The sequence below is a fragment of the Streptomyces sp. NPDC088747 genome (assembly GCF_044751025.1).
GTDB lineage: Bacteria > Actinomycetota > Actinomycetes > Streptomycetales > Streptomycetaceae > Streptomyces.
In genome coordinates this window covers 212,070-232,061 of record NZ_JBIVKZ010000015.1, presented here as the reverse complement: position 1 = coordinate 232,061, position 19,992 = coordinate 212,070, and the positions used below count along the sequence as shown (strand labels likewise).

At 70.5% G+C, this 19,992-nt stretch carries 18 protein-coding genes and 1 tRNA gene; 17 read left to right on the top strand and 2 right to left on the bottom strand.

Going from position 1 to position 19,992, the window contains the following annotated elements:
• Window positions 1-23: 23 nt before the first annotated feature.
• The 8 genes from ACIP79_RS30975 (at window position 24) to ACIP79_RS30940 (ending at window position 10,841) form a co-directional block, all read left to right on the top strand.
• Window positions 24-1,313: a hypothetical protein gene (locus tag ACIP79_RS30975; protein ID WP_401228420.1), complete on the top strand. Its 1,290-nt coding sequence runs from the start codon at window positions 24-26 to the stop codon at window positions 1,311-1,313.
• Between the two features lie 225 nt (window positions 1,314-1,538).
• Window positions 1,539-3,038 (top strand): SDR family NAD(P)-dependent oxidoreductase, encoded by a 1,500-nt coding sequence (locus ACIP79_RS30970; protein WP_387187055.1) that lies wholly within the window; start codon window positions 1,539-1,541, stop codon window positions 3,036-3,038.
• Between the two features lie 156 nt (window positions 3,039-3,194).
• Complete coding sequence (locus ACIP79_RS30965) at window positions 3,195-5,375, top strand: hypothetical protein (RefSeq protein ID WP_401228417.1); 2,181 nt, start codon at window positions 3,195-3,197, stop codon at window positions 5,373-5,375.
• Window positions 5,376-5,697: 322 nt separating this feature from the next.
• Complete coding sequence (gene proB, locus ACIP79_RS30960; RefSeq protein WP_383682018.1) at window positions 5,698-6,804, top strand: glutamate 5-kinase; 1,107 nt, start codon at window positions 5,698-5,700, stop codon at window positions 6,802-6,804.
• A 278-nt stretch (window positions 6,805-7,082) separates the two neighbouring features.
• Window positions 7,083-7,541: a hypothetical protein gene (locus ACIP79_RS30955; protein WP_401228472.1), complete on the top strand. Its 459-nt coding sequence runs from the start codon at window positions 7,083-7,085 to the stop codon at window positions 7,539-7,541.
• Window positions 7,542-7,614: 73 nt separating this feature from the next.
• Complete coding sequence (locus ACIP79_RS30950; RefSeq protein ID WP_383682020.1) at window positions 7,615-8,901, top strand: glutamate-5-semialdehyde dehydrogenase; 1,287 nt, start codon at window positions 7,615-7,617, stop codon at window positions 8,899-8,901.
• 59 nt (window positions 8,902-8,960) lie between these two features.
• The gene (locus tag ACIP79_RS30945; RefSeq protein WP_401228415.1) at window positions 8,961-9,605 is read left to right on the top strand and encodes a hypothetical protein; all 645 of its coding nucleotides are present in this window, start codon (window positions 8,961-8,963) and stop codon (window positions 9,603-9,605) included.
• A 168-nt stretch (window positions 9,606-9,773) separates the two neighbouring features.
• Window positions 9,774-10,841, top strand: a complete 1,068-nt coding sequence (locus tag ACIP79_RS30940; protein ID WP_387187058.1) for a hypothetical protein — start codon at window positions 9,774-9,776, stop codon at window positions 10,839-10,841.
• Between the two features lie 112 nt (window positions 10,842-10,953).
• On the opposite strand, the gene ACIP79_RS30935 is transcribed toward ACIP79_RS30940, so the two are convergent.
• Entirely contained in the window at window positions 10,954-12,105 is a 1,152-nt protein-coding gene (locus tag ACIP79_RS30935) for a M48 family metallopeptidase (RefSeq protein ID WP_401228412.1), read from the bottom strand.
• A gap of 95 nt (window positions 12,106-12,200) precedes the next feature.
• On the opposite strand from ACIP79_RS30935, the gene ACIP79_RS30930 reads away from it, so the two are divergent.
• The 7 genes from ACIP79_RS30930 (at window position 12,201) to ACIP79_RS30900 (ending at window position 17,184) form a co-directional block, all read left to right on the top strand.
• Window positions 12,201-12,359, top strand: a complete 159-nt coding sequence (locus ACIP79_RS30930) for a hypothetical protein (protein WP_401228410.1) — start codon at window positions 12,201-12,203, stop codon at window positions 12,357-12,359.
• Window positions 12,360-12,685: 326 nt separating this feature from the next.
• Window positions 12,686-12,850, top strand: coding sequence for a hypothetical protein (locus tag ACIP79_RS30925; RefSeq protein WP_198655517.1), 165 nt, complete (start codon window positions 12,686-12,688; stop codon window positions 12,848-12,850).
• 332 nt (window positions 12,851-13,182) lie between these two features.
• Complete coding sequence (gene nadD / locus ACIP79_RS30920) at window positions 13,183-13,746, top strand: nicotinate-nucleotide adenylyltransferase (RefSeq protein WP_387187079.1); 564 nt, start codon at window positions 13,183-13,185, stop codon at window positions 13,744-13,746.
• Window positions 13,747-13,765: 19 nt separating this feature from the next.
• Entirely contained in the window at window positions 13,766-15,589 is a 1,824-nt protein-coding gene (locus ACIP79_RS30915) for a LytR C-terminal domain-containing protein (protein ID WP_401228408.1), read from the top strand.
• Window positions 15,590-15,883: 294 nt separating this feature from the next.
• A complete protein-coding gene (rsfS, locus tag ACIP79_RS30910) occupies window positions 15,884-16,327 on the top strand; it encodes a ribosome silencing factor (RefSeq protein ID WP_383682034.1) in 444 nt (147 codons plus the stop codon).
• Window positions 16,324-16,995, top strand: coding sequence for a histidine phosphatase family protein (locus ACIP79_RS30905; RefSeq protein WP_401228405.1), 672 nt, complete (start codon window positions 16,324-16,326; stop codon window positions 16,993-16,995). Before rsfS ends, ACIP79_RS30905 begins: the two co-directional genes overlap by 4 nt.
• Before the next feature lie 116 nt (window positions 16,996-17,111).
• Window positions 17,112-17,184 (top strand) — tRNA-Ala (locus ACIP79_RS30900).
• Between the two features lie 55 nt (window positions 17,185-17,239).
• On the opposite strand, the gene ACIP79_RS30895 is transcribed toward ACIP79_RS30900, so the two are convergent.
• Window positions 17,240-18,160: a helix-turn-helix transcriptional regulator gene (locus tag ACIP79_RS30895; protein ID WP_401228403.1), complete on the bottom strand. Its 921-nt coding sequence runs from the start codon at window positions 18,158-18,160 to the stop codon at window positions 17,240-17,242.
• 117 nt (window positions 18,161-18,277) lie between these two features.
• Between ACIP79_RS30895 and ACIP79_RS30890 the strand changes: the two genes are divergently transcribed.
• Together ACIP79_RS30890 and ACIP79_RS30885 are read left to right on the top strand one after the other, a co-directional pair.
• Window positions 18,278-19,747 (top strand): MFS transporter, encoded by a 1,470-nt coding sequence (locus tag ACIP79_RS30890; RefSeq protein WP_401228402.1) that lies wholly within the window; start codon window positions 18,278-18,280, stop codon window positions 19,745-19,747.
• A 69-nt stretch (window positions 19,748-19,816) separates the two neighbouring features.
• Window positions 19,817-19,990 (top strand): hypothetical protein, encoded by a 174-nt coding sequence (locus tag ACIP79_RS30885; RefSeq protein ID WP_383682042.1) that lies wholly within the window; start codon window positions 19,817-19,819, stop codon window positions 19,988-19,990.
• The last annotated feature ends 2 nt before the right edge of the window (window positions 19,991-19,992 follow it).

Genomic DNA, 19,992 nt, shown 5'->3' with positions numbered 1-19,992 from the left:
TCTCCTCTTAACGTCCCCTTACCATGGAGATCGACTGTTCGACACCTGACGTGACCCCCGACATGACGGCGGGCGCCGCCCCGCGCACCGCCGCGCCGGCCCCCCTTCCGGTGGGCACCCGGCTGCTGCACATAGGTCCGCACAAGACCGGCACCACCTCGATCCAGAGCGCGCTGTTCGCGGCGAAGGACGCGATGGCCGCCCACGGTGCCGACTTCCCGGCGCACAGCAGACACCCCATGGAGGCGGCGCTCGCGGTCTGCGCCCGGCCCGGCATGATCGGCGACACCCGGCCCACCGAGGGGCACTGGCATCGGCTGGTGGAGCGGGTACGCGCCACCGGGAAGCGCACCTCGGTGGTCAGCAGCGAGTTCTTCGCCGACGCCCAGGACGACGAGACCATCGCGCGAATCGTCGACGACCTGGGCGGCGACCGCGTACACGTGCTGGTCACCCTGCGCCCGCTGGCGAAGATCATGCCCTCGCAGTGGCAGCAGTACGTACAGAACGGGCTGCGCATGGGCTACGAGGACTGGCTCACCCACATGCTGCGCAAGGCCCCCTACGAGAAGCCCAACCCGAGCTTCTGGCGCCGGCACCGCCATGACCGGCTGGTCGAACGCTGGGTGCGGGTCGTGGGCGCCGAGAACCTCACCGTCGTGGTGGTCGACGACGGCGACCGTGGCGGCCTGATGCGCACGTTCGAGTCCCTGCTCGGTCTGCCGGCCGGTCTCCTGGTCCCGGCGCCGGACACCGCCAACCGGTCCCTCACGCTGGCCGAGACCGAGATGCTCCGGAAACTGAACAAGGAATTCCGCGGAAACGGACTGCCCGACGAGCTGTATTCCAAGCTCGTGCGCGGCGGCGCGGTCATGCATATGAAGAACACCTGCCGGCCCGCTCCGGGAGACGCCCGGATCACCACTCCCGAATGGGCCCTTGAGGCGGCCGCGGGCATCGGCGCGGAAATGTCCGAGCGGATAGCGGCCATGGGCGTACGGGTTCTCGGTGACCCGGCGCTGCTGTCCGCCGTACCGGCCCCACGAAAGCCTGGACCGGCCGGGGAAAAGCCCGCCACGGAAAACCTCGTACCGGATTCGGAAAACGCCCTGCCGGACAGGCGGGGGAGCGCGGAACCGGTGCCCGTGCGGATCGATCCCGAGGTGGCGGCGCAGGCGCTCTACGGGGTGCTCGCCGTCGCGGCCGCCGCGCCCGCGCGCCCGGCCGCGGTGCGGTCGGTGCACCAGACCCCGTCGAGGGAGCTGGTACGCGTACTGGGCCACCGGGTCCTCAAACGGCTCGGGCGGGCCTGAGGGCGAAGGGCGGGCGTTCGGCACCCGTGTGAAGGACGCAGGTAAAACCTGTGCAGTTACTCACAGCAAATCCGGACAATACGGTTCCGGCACTCGAAGGACGCCTGCGTGCAAGGTGAATAATCGGTTGCGTGCACATATGCAACAGACATCGCTCACCTTGCACGTCGGTAACCGAAAGTGGGACCATTCAAACGTTCCCTGTTGCCCCAAGGTAGGTCGCCTGTGTCTGAGCACAATGCCAAGCCCCGTACCACCGCAGTGATCCTCGCTGGTGGGACCGGCCAGCGCGTGGGTCTGTCGATTCCGAAGCAGTTGCTGAAGATCGCCGGCAAGGCGGTCATCGAGCACACCCTGGCCACCTTCGAGAAGGCCGGTTCGATCGACGACATCATCGTGCTGATGGCGCCGGGCTATGTGCCGGACCTGGAGAAGATCGTCGCGAAGGCGGGCTTCGCCAAGGTGACGAGGATCCTCGAGGGCGGTTCGACGCGGAACGAGACCACCGAGCGTGCCATCGCGGCCCTCGGCGAGGGCCTGGCCGAGGGCGAGGACGCCAACGTCCTCTTCCACGACGCCGTGCGCCCGCTGCTGTCCGAGCGTGTCATAGACGACTGCGTCGCGGCCCTGGAGCGCTATCAGGCCGTCGACGTCGCCATCCCGTCCGCGGACACGATCATCGTGACCCGCACGCACGGCGAGGACGGCGAGTTCATCACCGAGATCCCGGACCGCTCCCGGCTGCGCCGCGGCCAGACGCCCCAGGCGTTCAAGCTCTCCACCATCCGCCGCGCCTACGAGGTCGCCGCCACCGACCCCAACTTCCAGGCCACCGACGACTGCAGCGTCGTGCTCAAGTACCTGCCGGACGTGCCGATCCACGTCGTCGCGGGCGACGAGTACAACATGAAGGTCACCCAGCCCGTCGACGTCTTCATCGCCGACAAGCTCTTCCAGCTCGCCTCCACGGCCGCGCCCGAGCAGGCCGACGAGGCCGCCTACCGCGAGCTGCTCACCGGCAAGACCGTCGTGGTCTTCGGCGGCTCGTACGGCATCGGCAAGGACATCGCCGAGATCGCCGAGGGCTACGGCGCCAGGACGTACGCGCTGGGCCGCTCGACCACCGGCACGCACGTCGAGAACCCGGAGGAGGTCGACGACGCGCTGTCCACGGCGTACGCGGAGACCGGGCGCATCGACTACGTCATCAACACCGCGGGCGTCCTGCGCATCGGCAAGCTCGCCGAGACGGACAACGCGACCATCGAGGAAGCGCTGAAGGTCAACTACCTGGCGCCGGTGCAGATCGCCCGCTCCTCCTACAAGTACCTCGCCGAGACCAAGGGCCAGCTGCTCCTCTACACGTCCAGCAGCTACACCCGGGGCCGCGCCGAGTACAGCCTCTACTCCTCGACCAAGGCCGCCATGGTCAACCTCACCCAGGCGCTGTCCGACGAGTGGGCCGGTGACGGCGTCCGCGTCAACTGCATCAACCCCGAGCGCACCGCGACCCCCATGCGGACCAAGGCCTTCGGCCAGGAGCCCACGGGCTCGCTGCTCTCCTCCGAGTCCGTCGCGCGCACCTCGCTGGACGTGCTGCTCTCCGAACTGACCGGGCACGTCATCGACGTCCGCCAGCAGGACCCGACGGCCGAGGCCGGAAGGGCCTCCGGTTTCGAGGCGGCGCTGGCCGGCGTTCTTGACCGTCAGGACGGCGTGGCATAATCGTTCAGCGGCTCTTCTTGAATTCAGGCCTCTGCGTTGCGTGTTATCCGCGCATTCGCAGAGGCCTGAATCCGTAGAACTCCAGATATCTCTTTACTCTCATTATTCTTCTTTCTGGCAATAAACCCGCACTCACCACCAAGAGCAGGTTTCTCCGTGATAACGACCGCTATTCGCGTTGCCCGGGTGGGCAGCGCGGCCGAGCTGGCCGCGGCGGCCCTCATGATGCTGGGCTTCCCCTGCCTCATGCTCGCCGCGCTGCTGCCGAGCGTCCCCGCCTTCGCGGCCGCGGCCGCCGTGACCTATCTGGCGGACCACTATCTGCACCGGCGCGGCAGCTACCTGATCAACCGCCTCGGCAAGGTGCGGGCCGGCCTGTCCATCAGGTTCCTGATCCGCCAGCTGCTCCTGGTGCTGCTCCTGGCACGCCTGGACCTGTCCGACAGCATGGTCTTCTACGCGGCGATCGCCTGCTTCCTGACCTTCTACGGCTTCCAGGCCCCGCACGGCGCGCTGATCACGCTGATCCGGCTGCGCCGCAAGATGCCCGTCGCCACCCGCAACATCGACCTCGGCTCGCGCATCCGCATCCCCGACGCGCCGCCGCCCGGCCTGCTCAACCGGTCCGCCGAGAAGATGCTCCACCTCGACCTGGCCGCCGTCGTCGGCGTGCTCGTCACCGCCGCGACGGACTCGCCCGGGTACGGCTTCGTCGGCATCGGCGTCACCCTCACGCTGGCCTTCGTCTACGTCGTCGTACTCGTCCCGTACGTCCGCGGGAAGAAGATCCCGCCGAACGCCGACAAGGTCCTGGCCGCGTTCGACGGCTGGCTGCGTGACCACCGCCCGGAGACGGTGCTCTACTTCTCCGGCTCCAAGGACTCGGCGTACCAGGTCAACATGTGGCTGGAGACGATGGAGCAGCTGGACACCCGGCCGCTGATCATCCTCCGCGAGCGCGTCATCCTGGAGCTGATGGCGCCCACCACGGTGCCGGTCGTCTGTGTGCCCGGAGGGGTGCACCTGATGAACATGGACCTGTCGACCGTGCGGGTCGCGCTGTACGCGGCGAACGTCGGCAAGAACATCCACCTGCTGCGGGTCCCGACCATGAAGCACGTCTTCATCGGCCACGGCGACAGCGACAAGCTCGCCAGCGTCAACCCCTTCAGCAAGGCCTACGACGAGGTGTGGACCGCCGGCCGCGCGGGCCGAGACCGCTACTCCATCGCCGGCGTCGGCGTCCGCGACGAGGACATCGTCGAGGTCGGCCGCCCGCAGCTGGCGCCCATCCAGACCTGGCGGGGCGGTTCGGAGGGGTCCGCCGGCGGATCCGCCGACGGCGGCATCCCGACGGTCCTGTACGCGCCCACCTGGGAGGGCTGGGACGGCAACCCCGGCAACACCTCCCTGGTGCTCGCGGGCAAGAACATCGTGCGGAACCTGCTCGCCGCCGACCCGCCGGTCCGGGTCCTCTACAAGCCGCACCCCTTCACCGGCACGGTCAGCGCGCAGGCCAAGACCGCGCACGAGGCGATCGTCGCGCTCATCGTCAAGGCTGCCGCCGAGCGCGGCGCGGACCCGCGCTTCGCCGCCGACGCCGCGGACCGGATCTCGGCCCAGGCCGAGCTGACCGGCATCGAGGCCCGTATCGCCGAGCTGACCGGCGGCGCGGTGGCGGGCGACGAGGCCGAGGCCACCCGCGACGGCATGACCGACCCGGCGGAGCACGCCGAGATCCTGCGGCTGCGGGCCGAGTGGAACGACGCGTACTGGCGTTCCGCCGGAACCTGGGAGCACCGCGTCATCATGGGCTCCGAGCCGCGCCTGTACGACTGCTTCAACGTCTCCGACGCGATGGTCTCCGACATCTCCAGCGTGGTCTCCGACTTCATCGCCAGCGGCAAGCCCTACGCCGTCACGGACTCCGCCGAGCTCGGGGCCGAGGAGTTCAAGCGGCAGAACACCGCGGTGCGCGCCGCCGTGATCCTGTCCAACTCCGCCGCCGAGCTGACCGAGTTGCTCACCGCGGTGCGTAACCCGGCGGCCGACGCGCAGGCCCCCGAACGCCAGGAGCTGAAGCGGTACCTGCTCGGTCCCGACGAGCCCACCTCCATCGAGCAGTTCAACTCCGCCGTGCGGGAACTGGCCCGGAAGGCCGAGACGCGCAACCTCGGCCAGGAGAACGGCACTTCGGCCACGGAGACCCCGGCTCCCGGCGCACCGGCCCCGGACGCCGACGCCCCGGACGCGGCGGCCACCGCCGCGGACCTGGCCGGTGCGCTGCCCGGCCGGGCGGCTGCCGATGAGGCGGACGGGCGGACGGGCGGGCGGTGAACGGCTGATCGGGTCGATGGCTGGTCGCGGCCACCGGCTGATCCGGCCGGTCCGTCCGATCGGTCCGCTCCAGGGCCCGGCTCCGAGGACTTCTCCCGGGAGCCGGGCCCTTTCGGTGGGCGTCTGCCCAGGTCCGACGGAAGCCGGGCCCCTTCGTCCGGCGGGACCCACGCCCGATCGGACAGCTGGACGAAGGCGCCTGGGTGCCTGTCCGGGAAGTGGACCGCGGCGCGACGCCCGGTCCCCTTCGCGTAGATTGCCGGGCGGGGCAGCCGTACCGAACGCGAGGGGACGCACGCAGGTGGCAGGGGCAAGGCAGGCCGTGGCGCAGGCTCACCGGATCGTCGTCAAGGTGGGGTCCTCGTCACTGACCACCGCCGCGGGCGGCCTCGACGCGGACCGGGTGGACGCCCTCGTCGACGTACTCGCCAAGGTGCGCGGCGGCGGTGAGCGGGAAGTCGTCCTCGTCTCCTCCGGCGCCATCGCCGCCGGACTCGCGCCGCTGGGGCTGCGCCGCCGCCCCAAGGACCTCGCCCGGCAGCAGGCGGCCGCCAGCGTCGGCCAGGGCCTCCTGGTCGCCCGCTACACCGCCTCCTGCGCCCGCCACGGTCTCCGCGTCGGCCAGGTGCTCCTCACCTCCGACGACACCAGCCGCCGCGCCCACCACCGCAACGCCTCCCGCACCCTCGACAAGCTCCTCGCGATGGGCGCCCTGCCCGTCGTCAACGAGAACGACACCGTCGCCACGGACGAGATCCGCTTCGGCGACAACGACCGGCTCGCCGCGCTGGTCGCCCACCTCGTACGGGCCGACCTGCTCGTCCTGCTCTCCGACGTGGACGGTGTGTACGACGGCGACCCCGGCAAACCCGGCACGTCGCGGATCGCGGAAGTGCGCGGGCCCGCCGATCTCGACGGCATCGACATCGGCAGCGCGGGCAAGGCCGGCGTCGGCACCGGCGGCATGGTCACCAAGGTCGAGGCGGCCCGGATCGCGACAGGCGCGGGCATTCCCGTCGTCCTGACCAGCGCCGTGCACGCCGCCGACGCCCTCGCGGGCCGGGACACCGGCACGTACTTCCACCCCACCGGACGCCGCTCCGCCGACCGGCTGCTCTGGCTCCAGCACGCCTCGACCCCGCGGGGCGCGCTCACCCTGGACGACGGGGCGGTGCGCGCGGTCGTCGAGCGCCGCACCTCGCTGCTGCCCGCGGGGATCGCGTCCGTCGAGGGCGAGTTCACCGCCGGTGACCCGGTGGAGCTGCGTGACGGCACCGGCCGGGCGGTCGCACGGGGGATCGTCAACTTCGACGCCAAGGAGATCCCCCAGCTCATCGGACGCTCGACCAGGGAACTGGCACGGGAGCTGGGACCGGCGTACGAGCGCGAGGTCGTCCACCGGGACGCGCTCGTCCTTCTCCACCGGTAGGGCGTTCCACCGCCTGGGATTCCGAGGCCCCTGGGGTTCCAAGGCCCCGGCGGGGGGTCCACCACCTCGGCGTTCCGCCACCCCGCACGTGCGGACACCCCGTGCACAGGCACGTGCGTTTGCCGGGTAGATGTCCCATAAACGTCCGAAAGCCCGTCCTCCGCCGGGGGACGTTCCGTAAAACCGCCACGCGACGGCCTCCCACCTGCTCAACTTTGTTGCAGGGAGACCCCCGATATTCCGTACACCATTGCGTGAAGGAGGCCGTCGTGAGACGAGTGCGCCCTGGGGCGGCGGCGTCCCGCGGTGGTGCCGCCTCCCGAGCGGTGGGTGAGGAAAGGGCGCTGACGAGCGTCGCGGCCGGAGACACGTTCGAGAGCGAGAAGCCGGCGGACCAGCCCCGGCTGTGGCATGTCACGCTGAGCGTCTCCGGCGACGAGGCACCGCTGAAGGAGGTCAGGCGCGGTCTCGAACAGCTCGCCCACGACCATCCCTTCCTGCTGACCAGCCGGTACGCCAACGACCACGCCGAGATCCGCTACTGGGAAGAGGCCCGCGACCTGCACGACGCGGCGGCCGTCGCGCTGCGCCTGTGGGGCGAGCACCGGCAGACCGCCAAGCTCCCGCCCTGGGAGATCGTCGGCCTTGAGGTCATCGACCGCGAGACCTACCACCAGCGGATCGCGGAGGGGTACGGTCCGCTGCCGGCCACCCCTGTCGGCGTTCACCCCTTTTGAGTCATCTTCATCGTGTGTCTCGGGGTTTGGGACAACGGCTGAACACATCCGTTCGGAGCATTACGCTGCCGACATGACCACGCTTTCGCCGTACGACTCGATGTCCCCGGTCACCCAGGCCGCCTACCGCGCGAAGTCCGCCGCCGCCGACCTCGCGCCGCTGCCGCGGGCCGAGAAGGACGACGCGCTGCTCGCGATCGCGGACGCCCTCGAGGTCCGTACGAGCGAGATCGTCGCGGCCAACGCCAAGGACATCGCGCGTGCCCGCGAGGCCGGCACCAGCGAGACCGTGATCGACCGGCTCACCCTCACACCCGAGCGCGTGCGCGCGATCGCCTCGGACGTACGTGACGTCGTGGCGCTGCCCGACCCGGTCGGCGAGGTCGTCCGCGGCTCGACCCTGCCGAACGGCATCGACCTGCGCCAGGTCCGCGTCCCGCTCGGCGTCGTCGGCATCATCTACGAGGCCCGCCCGAACGTGACGGTCGACGCGGCCGCCCTCTGCCTGAAGTCCGGCAACGCCGTACTGCTGCGCGGCTCGTCCTCGGCGTTCGAGTCGAACACCGCCCTGGTGCGCGTCCTGCGCGACGCCGTCGGCGGCGCCGGGCTGCCCGCCGACGTCATCCAGCTCGTGCCCGGAGAGGGCCGCGAGTCGGTCCGCGAGCTGATGCGCGCACGCGGCCTGGTCGACGTCCTCATCCCGCGCGGCGGCGCCTCGCTGATCCGCACGGTCGTCCAGGAGTCGACCGTCCCCGTCATCGAGACCGGCACCGGCAACTGCCATGTGTACGTCGACGCGCACGCCGACCTCGACATGGCGATCGACATCCTGATCAACTCCAAGGCCCAGCGGCCCAGCGTGTGCAACTCCGCCGAGACGCTCCTGGTCCACCAGGACATCGCCCCGGAGTTCCTGCCGCGGGCCCTGGACGCCCTCGCGGACGCCGGGGTGACCGTGCACGCCGACGAGCGGGTCCTCGCCTACGCCAAGGGCTCGAAGGCCACCGTGGTGGAGGCCACGGCCGAGGACTGGGACACCGAGTACCTGTCGTACGACATCGCCGCGGCCGTCGTCGACTCGCTCGACCGGGCGGTGACGCACATCCGGCTGTGGAGCTCCGGTCACACCGAGGCGATCGTCACCGGTTCGCAGCAGGCGGCCCGCCGGTTCACCCAGTTGGTCGACTCCACGACGGTCGCCGTCAACGCCTCGACCCGCTTCACGGACGGCGGCCAGTTCGGCTTCGGCGCCGAGATCGGCATCTCCACCCAGAAGCTGCACGCACGGGGGCCGATGGGGCTGCCGGAGCTGACGAGCACCAAGTACATCGTCACGGGGGACGGGCACGTCCGGCGCTGAGCGGGGGCGCGTGAGACGCGTCTCGCCAGGTGGATGAATTTCCATACCGTCTGCCCAAATTGACCCCCCAGGTCTACTCTGGATCCGTGCCGGAGGACGTGGGGGGCTCGCCGTTTCCCGACGGCTGGGAGCCCGACGACGACCGCGACCGCGGGGGTGCGGACGAAGAGTTCGCCTCCGTGGTCTTCGACGAGGACTTCGTACGGGCTGCCGCGATCCACGAGCCGACAGCCGTGGAGCGGCTGCTGGCCGCCGCCCAGGCCCGCGCGGAAGCCTCCGAGGCCGAGGCGCGCCGGGCACGCACCCGGGGCGCACGCGGCGACGACGAGCGCTACGAGGACGGGTTCGGTCCCGACGGGCGCGGTGAATTCGGCCATGACGCCGATCTGAGCGACCTGGACGACACCGAGGTGCTGGAACGGCGCTACGGCGCGCCGGGCACGTACGGCCGGGCGTACGGGAAGCACACCCGCTGGCAGCGCCCCGTCGCCTGGATGCTCGCCCTCGTGATGGGCATCGGCATGGTCGCGCTGGCCTTCACCGCGGTCTACCGGGGAGCGTCCTCGAACAACCGCCAGGAGCAGGTCCCCGCGCCCGCCTCGACAGGCCTCGAACAGGGCCTGGACAAGCTCACCGGCAGCAGCCCCTCCGCCTCGGCCGACTACTCCCAGCCGGCGGTCTCGGCGGTGCCCCGCACACCGTGATCGACACGGCGTGATCACCGGGTCGGCCCTGGGGCGAACCCGGGCCGAGCCCGAGCCGAAGCCGTGGCGAATCCGGGCCGAACGCCGCGGCGCCTCCGGTGAGAACCTGTCAGAACTTGTGGTGCAGCGGCGCGTTTACCTGAGGCTCCTGAGACCTACTCTGAAGGTATGGGCGGGCCTGGAGACCCACCTGAGGGGAGCCCCGAGGGGGCTCCCGCGGGTGGGGAGGACGAGTACCGATCCGTCGTCTTCGACGAGTCGTTCGTCCGCGCTGCCCGCCTCCAGGAGTTCTCGGCGCAGGAGCGCATCGCCGACCACGCCCCGGCCGTACGCCGCCGTCAGCCCATCCACCGCGGACTCTCCCGGCAGGCACTGATCCTGGTCCTGCTGATCGCCGTCGCCTTCGGCACCGCCATCTACATGGGCGTACGACACCCGTACCAGACTCCCGTCGCCCAGCCGCCCGAGCCGCTGCGGATGACGGTGATCCCGCTGGCACCGCAGAGCGCCGTGCCCGGCGCCGCGAGCCCCGAGGACCTGTACGCGAACAGTCCCGCCGCCCAGTTCCGCGTCGGTGCCGAGGGCATCACGCTGCCCGCCTCACGGCGCACCGCGCACTTCTCCGACAGCCAGGTCGTCACCGCCCTGACGACCGCCAAGGACTACCTCGTCGAGTCCTCCCTGGACCCGCAGGTACTCACGGGCACCGCCACCAGACCCGTACGGATCCTGCTCGACCCGCAGCAGCTCGACCAGTTCGACCAGAGCTTCGCCCGGCCCACCGCCGACGGACGGCACGCCCCCACCGGCTGGCTGGTCCGCTTCGACGCGACCCGGGTCGCGCTCGCCGACCCGAAGATCCGCGTGCAGGGCTCCCTCCAGGCCGCCGAGTTCGACTCGAACACCCTGGAGATCATCGCCGACCACACCTTCGTGTACGCGCTCAAGCCGGCGGGCGCTAACGAGCGGGCGGACGCCTCGCTGTTCACCGTCCGGCGCGAGCTGCACTTCCGCTTCGACCGCGACGACCTGCGCATGCACCAGACCGAACTGGTCGTCTCCTACGTCCAGGCCGGACCGCTCGCCTGCGCCGAGGACTCGGTCAACCAGCTGCGCCCGCTGCTCGCGGGACAGACGGCGAAGGCGGGCGGCCCGGCCGGTACGGACCCGTACGCGACCGGCAGCGCCACGGCGCTGTGCGGATCGCTGGCGACGAGCGCGCAGCCGAAGGTCTGAGCGCGCGCCCGTCCCTGCCGTGCGGTGGCGGGGCCGGTCCCCTGTCAGCCGTCGACTTCGGTGGGCCGCCGCTGTTGATCAGCCGTCGCTTTTGATCAGCCGTTGCCGTCGATCAGCCGTTGCCGTTGGGGTGCTCGCCGTCGGGGCGTTCGTCGGTGTCCCGCGGCGGCGCGTCCTTAGGCGAGCCGCTCGTGTCCCTCGGCGAACCGCCCGCGAAGCCGCCGAAACCGCGCCGCACCCGGCCGCCGAGGTCGCCCGCGCCGCCCGCGATGTCGCCGACCAGCTTCATGAGCGGGTCCTTGGAGTTCTTCACGTCGGAGGCGTAGCTGGACGCCGACTGGCGGAAGGAGTCCGTGACCGAGGTGTCCTTGTCCTCGTCGCGCCGCGGGTAGTGGCCGTCCATGATCCGCTGGAAGTCGCGGGACTCGGCCCACTTCTTCAGCTCGGCGGCGCGCACGGTGGTGAAGGGGTGGCTGCGCGGCAGCACGTTGAGAATCTTGAGCACCGAGTCGCGCAGGTCGCCCCCCGCCTCGTACTCCTCGGCCTGCGCGAGGAACGCGTCCACGTTCATCTCGTGCAGGTGATTGCCGCCCGCGATCTTCATCAGGCCGCGCATCGAGGCCCGCAGGTCCTGGCCGACCAGGAGTCCGGCGCGGTCCGCCGACAGCTCCGACTTGCGGAACCACTCACGCAGCGCCGTCACGATCGCCATGATCGCGAGGTTGCCGAGCGGGATCCACGCGACCCGGAGCGCCAGGCCGGTCAGGAACAGCAGTATCGTCCGGTAGACCGAGTGCCCGGACAGCGCGTGGCCCACCTCGTGACCGACGACCGCCCGCATCTCCTCCTCGTCCAGCAGCTCCACCAGGCCGGTGGTGACGACGATGATCGGCTCGTCCAGGCCGATGCACATCGCGTTCGGCTGCGGGTCCTGGTTGACGTACATCGGCGGGACCTTCTCCAGGTCCAGGATGTAACAGGCGTCCCGAAGCATGTCGTTGAGGTGCGCGAACTGGGCGTCCGAGACGCGCACCGAGTCGGACAGGAAGAGCAGCCTCAGACTGCGCTCCGGAAGCAGGCCGCTGAGCGCCCTGAAGACGGTGTCGAAGCCGCTGAGTTTGCGCAGGGCCACCAGGGCCGAGCGGTCCGCCGGGTGTTCGTACGCCCGCGAGGAGATCCCCTCGAAGCGCCTGCGCTGCCTGCTGGGCACGTTCTCCCCGTGCGCGTCCTCGTGCCCGTTCTGCTTGTGGCCGTCATCGGTCATGTGTTCCCCCATGCTCTGAGTGCCGTGCCCCCGAAGCGGGCTCCAGCGTAGGCGGAGTTACCGTGATGGGGCAGCACACGTAAGGAGCTATCCCCATGGAGCACATTCCCGCGGCCCGCTGGCTGACCGAGGCGGCGGACGCCGCCGACCGACAGGGGTCGGGCGATCTGCTCCGAGTCGTGCTGGTCGTGATGGTGCTGGGTGCCGTCCTGCTGGCGTGGTTCCTGCTGCGTGGGTACAAGCGGGACGACTGAGGTCCCGTCTGAGGTTCCCGTCGGCCGGTGCGTTCGTCGCCGCGCTCTCCTTCTCCCTCACTCTCTCCCTCTCCTTGACTGACGTTGTCGTCGTGGTCGGAGTTGCCTGGGTCGGGCGTGCTTCGGGTCGCGTTCCGTTATGTGGGCGGTTGATGTGCCGGTGCCGGTGCCGGTGCCGGTGCCCGTGCCCGTTCCGGTGGGGCGGGGTGCCGGTGGCGGGTCGCGCTGCGCGCACCAACGGCGGAGTCGGCGTGATCGTGGCCGGGCCTCACGCTTACGATGGGCCGACGTCTTTATCCCGCCCACACCGGATAGGTTCTGCCGAGATGAGCTTCCACAGCACCGCCGCACAGTTGGTCACGCTCGCCGCCGAGGGCGAGGAGCACGGCGGCAACCACGAGAGCCTCAGCCCCTACCTCACCGGCGGCGGCGCCTTCTTCATCCTGATGCTGCTGCTGTGGATCACCACGCGCTTCAACCGGGACCGCTGACCCCACCGGGCCGCTCAGGGACCCCTGTCGATCACTGCCCGCAGGCCGGGCCGGTAGGGTCTGCACGCATGGGAGAGCAGGACATGCCTACCGGTCCGGCGAGTGACACGGAGAGCGGCGCGACCGACGGCAACGCGAGCGCCGGGATCGCCGGTGGCACGGCCGGCAGTGGCCCGGTCGGCGGTGGCACCGCCGACGGTGGCACGACGGTCGGCGACGCGTCGGCCGGTGACGCGTCGGGTGCGGTGGCGGTGAGCCCCGGTGTGGTGAAGCGCCTGACGATCGGCCCCGGGAACGCTCCCTCGAACCCGGGCAAGCGCCGCCTCGGCGTCATGGGCGGAACGTTCGACCCGATCCACCACGGGCACCTCGTGGCGGCCAGCGAGGTCGCCGCGCAGTTCCACCTGGACGAGGTGGTGTTCGTGCCGACCGGGCAGCCGTGGCAGAAGACCGACCGCAAGGTCACCCCCGCCGAGGACCGCTACCTGATGACGGTCATCGCGACCGCGGAGAACCCCACGTTCTCGGTGAGCCGCATCGACATCGACCGCGGCGGACCGACCTACACCACGGACACCCTGCGCGATCTGCGCGAGCTCAACCCCGACACGGACCTCTTCTTCATCACCGGCGCCGACGCGCTCGGCCAGATCCTCACCTGGCGGTACGCGGAAGAGCTGTTCTCCCTCGCGCACTTCATCGGGGTCACCCGGCCGGGCCACACCCTGACCGACCCGGGGCTTCCCGAGGGCGGTGTCTCGCTCGTCGAGGTCCCCGCACTCGCCATCTCGTCCACAGACTGCCGTGCGAGGGTCGCCAAGGGCGATCCCGTCTGGTATCTGGTGCCGGACGGTGTGGTGCGCTACATCGACAAGCGTGAGCTGTACCGCGGCTAGTGAGCCGAGAGGGGCACCGGTGAACGACCGATACGACGGGTACGCGGGCGGCGACCAGTACGAACTCGTCGGCTACGACGAGTACGGGCAGCCTGTGTATCAGCAGGTGTCGCCCCAGCAGCCCCAGCAGTCTCAGCAGCAGGGCTACGACACCTACGGACAGCAGCAGCCGCAGGGCTACGGCTACGACCCGTACGCCACGGGCCAGCAGCCACCCGCGTCGCCGTACGACACAGGCCGGCAGCAGGCGTCGTCCTATGACACCGGCCAACAGCCCGCGTCGTCCTACGACACCGGTCAGCAGCCGCCCGTCACGGGCTACGACTCGCCCACCTCCTACGACCCGTACGGCGCCGACGCATCCGGGACGCCGGGGACCTCGACGGGGTACGACCCCTACGGGCAGACCAGCCAGACCGGGCAGCCGGGGCGGGGCGGGCAGACCGGGCAGGCCGGCCGCGCGGGGGAGACCTCAAGGACCGGTCAGCAGCCCCGCGTTGCCGAGCAGACCGCTTACATCCCGCAGCAGGCGGGCCCCGCGGAGGAGAGCGAGCCGCGGGCCGACCGGGACTACCGCACCGAGCAGTTCGCCTTCGTCGAAGAGCAGGAAGCCGAGTCCGAAGACGTCATCGACTGGCTGAAATTCACCGAGAACCGCACCGAACGCCGCGAGGAGGCCAAGCGCCGCACCCGCGGCCGGATCGTCGGCCTGGTCGTGGTGCTCGCCCTGGTCGTGGCAGGCGGCGCCGGCTACCTCTGGTACGCGGGCAAACTCCCCGGACTGTCGTCGTCGAGCGAGAAGTCCGGCACCGCGACGTCGCCGGCCGCCCAGAAGCGCGACGTGGTCGTCGTCCACCTGCACAACACCAGTGGCAGCGGCACCTCCACGGTCCTGCTCGTCGACAACACCACCACCAAGCAGGGCACCACCGTCATGCTCCCCAACTCCCTCGCCGTGACGGACGACGACGGCAACACGACCACGCTCGCCAAGTCCGTCGACGACGACGGTTCGGCCGGGACCCTGGACGCCATCGACACGGTCCTCGGCACCGACATCGAGGGCACCTGGCGCCTCGACACCCCCTACCTCAACAACCTCGTCGAGCTCGTCGGCAACATCGACATCGACACCAACGCCGATGTGCCGGACCCCGGTTCGGCGAAGAAGGGCACGGCGCCCCTCGTGAAGAAGGGCTCCGACCAGTCCCTCAGCGGCAAGATGGCCGTCGCCTACGCCACCTACCAGGCCTCCGGCGAATCCCAGAGCGCCCAGCTGGAGCGGTTCGGGCAGGTGATGCAGGGTGTGCTGCGCAAGCTGTCCTCCGACCCGCAGGCCGCGACGACCACCGTGCAGACCCTGGCGCAGATCCTCGACCCGTCCCTGACCGACAAGGACCTGGGCACCTTCCTCGCGAAGCTCGCCGACCACGCCAAGGACGGCGAGTACAAGTCGGCGCTGCTGCCTGTGCAGCAGGACGGCACCCTGAGCGAGGAGGCCACCGACAGCGTGGTCAAGGACGTGCTCGGAGGCACCGTGAAGAGCCCCGAGGCCGGCGCCGCCGTCCGCGTCGGCATCAAGAACGCCACCGGCGACAGGGACACCACCGAGCAGGCCCGCGTCGTCCTGGTCAACGGCGGCTACACCTTCCTGGACTCCGGTTCGGCGGCCGCCGCCCAGAGCGTGTCCCAGATCACATACGCGGACGCCGCACAGCAGGACAACGCCGTCGAGGTCGCCAAGACCCTCGGCCTGCCCACCAGCTCGGTGAAGAAGGGCACGGTCACCTCCAACGCGGACGTGTCCGTGGTCCTCGGGCAGGACTACGACCCGTCGTCGTAGGCGGGAAGCGGGAAGCGGGAAGCGGATAGCAGGAGGTAGGGGGCCGGAGCGGTCGGCGGCAGCGGCGTAGGCCGTTCCTGGGCAGGCGGCTCGGAGTGCCTGTCCAGGGGCCGTCCCGGGGCTCGCCGGGAAGGCAGGGCGGCCTCCCCGCCTCCGCCACCTGTCGGCGGTCCGTCCGGGGGCACCCGGGGGCCGTCCGAGGCACCCCGGGCAGGGGCGGAGAAACGCGTGGGGTGTCGTCGGCGGTCCGTGAGACCCTTGAGTCATTACTGACCGCCGACGGAAAGCCGCGTAGTGACCGCCACGGACCGCTCCATCGAGCTCATCAAGACCGCCGCACAGGCGGCCGCCGACAAGCTCGCGCACGACATCATCGCGTACGACGTCAGCGACGTACTCTCGATCACCGACGCCTTCCTGCTGGCGTCCGCGCCCAACGACCGCCAGGTCAAGTCGATCGTCGACGAGATCGAGGAGCGGCTGAGCAAGGAACTCGGCACCAAGCCGGTACGCCGCGAGGGCGACCGCGAGGCCCGCTGGGTGCTGCTCGACTACGTGGACATCGTGGTGCACGTGCAGCACAGCGAGGAGCGCGTCTTCTACGCCCTGGAGCGGCTCTGGAAGGACTGCCCGGAGCTCGACCTGCCCGCCGACGCCACGGCGACCCGGGGCAAGAGCGCCGAGCACGCCAAGCTCCAGGATGCGGAGGACGCCGCCGAGCTCGGAGAGCTCCGGTGAGCCCCGCGAGCGCCGAGGCCGGGAAGAAGCCCGGCCGGGGCCGCCGCGTCATCCTGTGGCGGCACGGCCAGACCTCCTGGAACGTCGAGCGTCGTTTCCAGGGCACCACGGACGTGGAGCTGACCGAGACCGGCATCGGCCAGGCCCGCCGTGCCGCCCGGCTGCTCGCCTCCCTGAAGCCCGACGCGATCATCGCCTCGGACCTCAAGCGGGCCTCCGACACGGCCGCCGAGCTCGCCGCGCTGACCGGCCTCGACGTCACCCACGACGAGGGCCTGCGCGAGACCTACGCGGGCGTCTGGCAGGGGCTGACGCACGTGGAGATCATCGCCCGGCACGGCGACGAGTACTCCGCGTGGAAGCGCGGCGAGCCGGTGCGCCGCGGTGGGGGCGAACTGGAGAGCGAAGTCGCCGACCGCGCCGCCCCGGTGGTGCTGCGGCACGCCGAGAAGCTCCCCGACGAGGGCACCCTCGTGGTCGTCAGTCACGGGGGCACGATCCGCACCACCATCGGTCGCCTGCTCGGTCTGGAGTCCCAGCACTGGGAGAGCCTCGGCGGCCTCTCCAACTGCTGCTGGTCCGTCCTCGGTGAGGGCGCCCGAGGCTGGCGTCTCCTGGAGCACAACGCGGGAACGCTGCCGGAACCGGTCCTCGGCGACGACGACTGAGCGGCTCCGAGAGGCACGCGTCCGGTCCCGCGGACCCGTCGGGACCGGATTTCACTTTCCGGCTGGTCGCAGGCTAAAGTTCTTCTTGTTCGCCCCGCCGGGCGGGAAGAACATACGGGGCTATAGCTCAGTTGGTAGAGCGCCTGCATGGCATGCAGGAGGTCAGGAGTTCAATTCTCCTTAGCTCCACAGATCGACTCTCTTTTGAGTTGTCAAGGATCAGTGATGAAGGATCCCGTTCCCGTCAGGGAGCGGGATTTTTTGTTGCCGCGATCCGCTGCCGGCCGGTGTCATCCCCGTTCTCGGAGAGCTGTCGCTGCCGCCGTAGGTCCCTGAGCCTTGCCGTCCGCTGGTGCGTCTCCTCGTCGTCCGGCTGGTAGACCACGACCCGGCACTCGGGCATGCCGTGGATGGAGAGCGAGACGGACGTCATGCGCAGCTCACCGACCGCCGTGTGCCGGAACGTCTTCACCCGCGGGCCCGGCTGAGCCACGTCGCCGCCGCGCCACAGCCGGGCGAAATGAGGACTGACCTCCGACAGCTCGCGTATGAAGTCCTCCCACACGGGTTCGCCGGCATGCAGCCCGTACGACGACCGCAGCGTCGCCACCATCACCGGGAGCTCGCTCTCCCTGAACACCAGCGGACAGTCCGGCTCGGGCACCGTGAACAGCGTCCACAGGGCGTTGCGCGTGCCCGGTCTGAGGTTCCCCGGCACGAAGAACACGTCGCGATAGGCGGGGTTGGTGGCCAGGATGTCGAACCGTGAGTTGTAGACCACCGCCGGGTGCGGGTCCAGGGCGTCGAGAATGCCGCGCACCTCCGGGCCCACCGCCAGGGCGGCGGTCTGCGGATCCGCCTCGTACGGCACCTCGGCCAGGTGGTACAGATGCTCGCGCTCGGGCTGGTCCAGGCGCAGCGTGCGGGCCACCGCGTCCAGAACCTGCGCGGACGCGTTGATCGGGCGGCCCTGCTCCAGCCAGGTGTACCAGGTGACGCCCACGCCGGAGAGCTGCGCGACCTCCTCACGGCGCAGTCCCGGTGTGCGGCGCCGGAATCCCGGCGGCATCCCCACGTCGGCCGGTGTCACCCGGGCCCGCCTGCCGCGCAGGAAGGCGGCCAGCTCCGGCCTGCGACGCTGTGTCCTGTCCCTGTCCATGTCCATCGGCTCATATCCCCCGTCCCCATCCTCCGTGCTCGGCCCGTCCGCTGCCAGGTGCTGGCAGTACCAGCATCGGCGGGCTCTCGTCACCCGTATCCGGCTGCCGCCAGGCTCGGTGGCATGACGACGACAACCCCCTCGGGACCAGGTCCCACAGCAGGTCCAAGTCCTGTGACCAGTAAAGCCCCTGGCACTGACAATCGCCCCGGACGGCTGCTCGCGGTCGTCCTCGCAGCCCAGTTCATGGCACTGCTCGACGTCTTCATCGTGAACGTCGCGGTACCCACGATCGGTTCCGAACTCCACGCGTCCGGCGCCGCCCTGCAACTGGTCGTCGCCGGGTACACCATCGCCTACGCGGTGCTGCTGATCACCGGAGCGCGGCTGGGCGACCGGCTCGGCCACCGCCGTGTCTATCTGGCCGGGCTCGCCCTGTTCACCGCCGCCTCGCTGGCCTGCGGACTGGCGCAGGGCACCGGCGAGTTGATCGCCTTCCGGTTGGTTCAGGGTGCCGGGTCCGCCGTGATGATCCCGCAGGTTCTGAGCCTGATCCAGCGCAACTTCGCCGGTGAGGCGCGTGCCCGGGCGCTCGGCGCGTACGCGGCCGTCCTGGCGACCGGTGCCGCGGCGGGCCAGGTGCTGGGCGGCGTCCTGGTCAGCGCCGACCTGTTCGGCACCGGCTGGCGGCCGGTGTTTCTGGTCAACGTGCCCGTGGGACTCGTACTCCTGGTCGTCGGCAGGCGCGTCCTGCCGGCGGACGACGTCCGGGCCCTTGAGCGTTCCCGCGGCCTCGACCTGCCGGGGCTCGTTCTCCTCGCCGCGGCCGTCTCGCTGTTCACCGTGCCGCTCGTGCTGGGGCAGGAGGAGGACTGGCCGCTGTGGTCCTGGCTTTCGCTCGGTGCGGCGGCGGTGTGCTTCGCGCTGTTCTGCCTGTACGAGTCCCGGCTCGCCCGGCGCGGCGGGGCGCCGCTGATCGCGCCGGGGGTGCTGCGCCACCCCGGCGTCGGCCTCGCGGTCTTCCGGCTGCTGGCCGTGATGGCGGTCAACGCCGGTTTCCTGTTCACCCTCACGCTGCACATCCAGGGCGGGCTCGGCTACAGCGCGCTGCGCGCGGGGCTGACCTTCGCGCCGACCGCGGTGGTCTTCGGCCTGGTCGGTCTGACCTGGCGCAACTGGCCGGCGTCCTGGCAGCGTGTCCTGATACCCGCCGGTTTCGCCCTCGCCGCCGCCTCGGTGATCGGCGTCGGGCAGGTGCTGAAGGACGGCGGCGACGGCGGCCCGCTGCTGTACGTCGCGTTCGCGGGCGTGGGCGTCGGTCTCGCGCTCGGTTTCAGTCCGACCCTCACCAAGGCGCTGGCGACGGTGCGGGCCGAGGACGCCGCGGATGCCGGCGGTCTGCTCGCGACGGTCACCCAGATCGGCCAGCTGATGGGCGTCGCGGCGTTCGGCACACTCTTCTTGAACCGGCTTGAGTCACAAGGGGCCCCCGGGGCGTATACCTCTGCGGACGCGCTCCTCGCGTGCATGTACGCGCTGGCCGGCACCGCCACGCTGGGTGCTGTGTCCGGACTGGTACGCAGGCGTCGCTGACCGTATTGCTCCGGGCGTGGCAGAATCAAACGGCCGGAAGGGGGCGCGGCCCGACGGGAGGGAGTAGCGATGCCTGCGAGCATCTCCGAGGAGGTCGACGATCTCCTCGAAGCGGCACAGACACGCAGAAGAGTCACTCTCCTCGACTGCCCCTCCTGTGGATCGGTCCACGTCGCCCAGGTTCTCGGCGACAACGGAGGGATCTCCTACGTGTGCACGGCCTGCGGCCACAGCTGGAGCTGATC

Bases quoted from the DNA above. Each gene is read 5' to 3' on its own strand.
- ACIP79_RS30925 (WP_198655517.1), top strand. From the start codon at position 12,686: ATGAGCTTCCACAGCACCGCCGCACAGTTGGTCACGCTCGCCGCCGAG.
- ACIP79_RS30975 (WP_401228420.1), top strand. From the start codon at position 24: ATGGAGATCGACTGTTCGACACCTGACGTGACCCCCGACATGACGGCG.
- ACIP79_RS30940 (WP_387187058.1), top strand. From the start codon at position 9,774: ATGGGCGGGCCTGGAGACCCACCTGAGGGGAGCCCCGAGGGGGCTCCC.
- ACIP79_RS30930 (WP_401228410.1), top strand. From the start codon at position 12,201: ATGGAGCACATTCCCGCGGCCCGCTGGCTGACCGAGGCGGCGGACGCC.
- ACIP79_RS30935 (WP_401228412.1), bottom strand. From the start codon at position 12,105: ATGACCGATGACGGCCACAAGCAGAACGGGCACGAGGACGCGCACGGG.
- nadD (WP_387187079.1), top strand. From the start codon at position 13,183: ATGGGCGGAACGTTCGACCCGATCCACCACGGGCACCTCGTGGCGGCC.
- ACIP79_RS30885 (WP_383682042.1), top strand. From the start codon at position 19,817: ATGCCTGCGAGCATCTCCGAGGAGGTCGACGATCTCCTCGAAGCGGCA.
- ACIP79_RS30950 (WP_383682020.1), top strand. From the start codon at position 7,615: ATGACCACGCTTTCGCCGTACGACTCGATGTCCCCGGTCACCCAGGCC.
- ACIP79_RS30895 (WP_401228403.1), bottom strand. From the start codon at position 18,160: ATGGACATGGACAGGGACAGGACACAGCGTCGCAGGCCGGAGCTGGCC.
- ACIP79_RS30890 (WP_401228402.1), top strand. From the start codon at position 18,278: ATGACGACGACAACCCCCTCGGGACCAGGTCCCACAGCAGGTCCAAGT.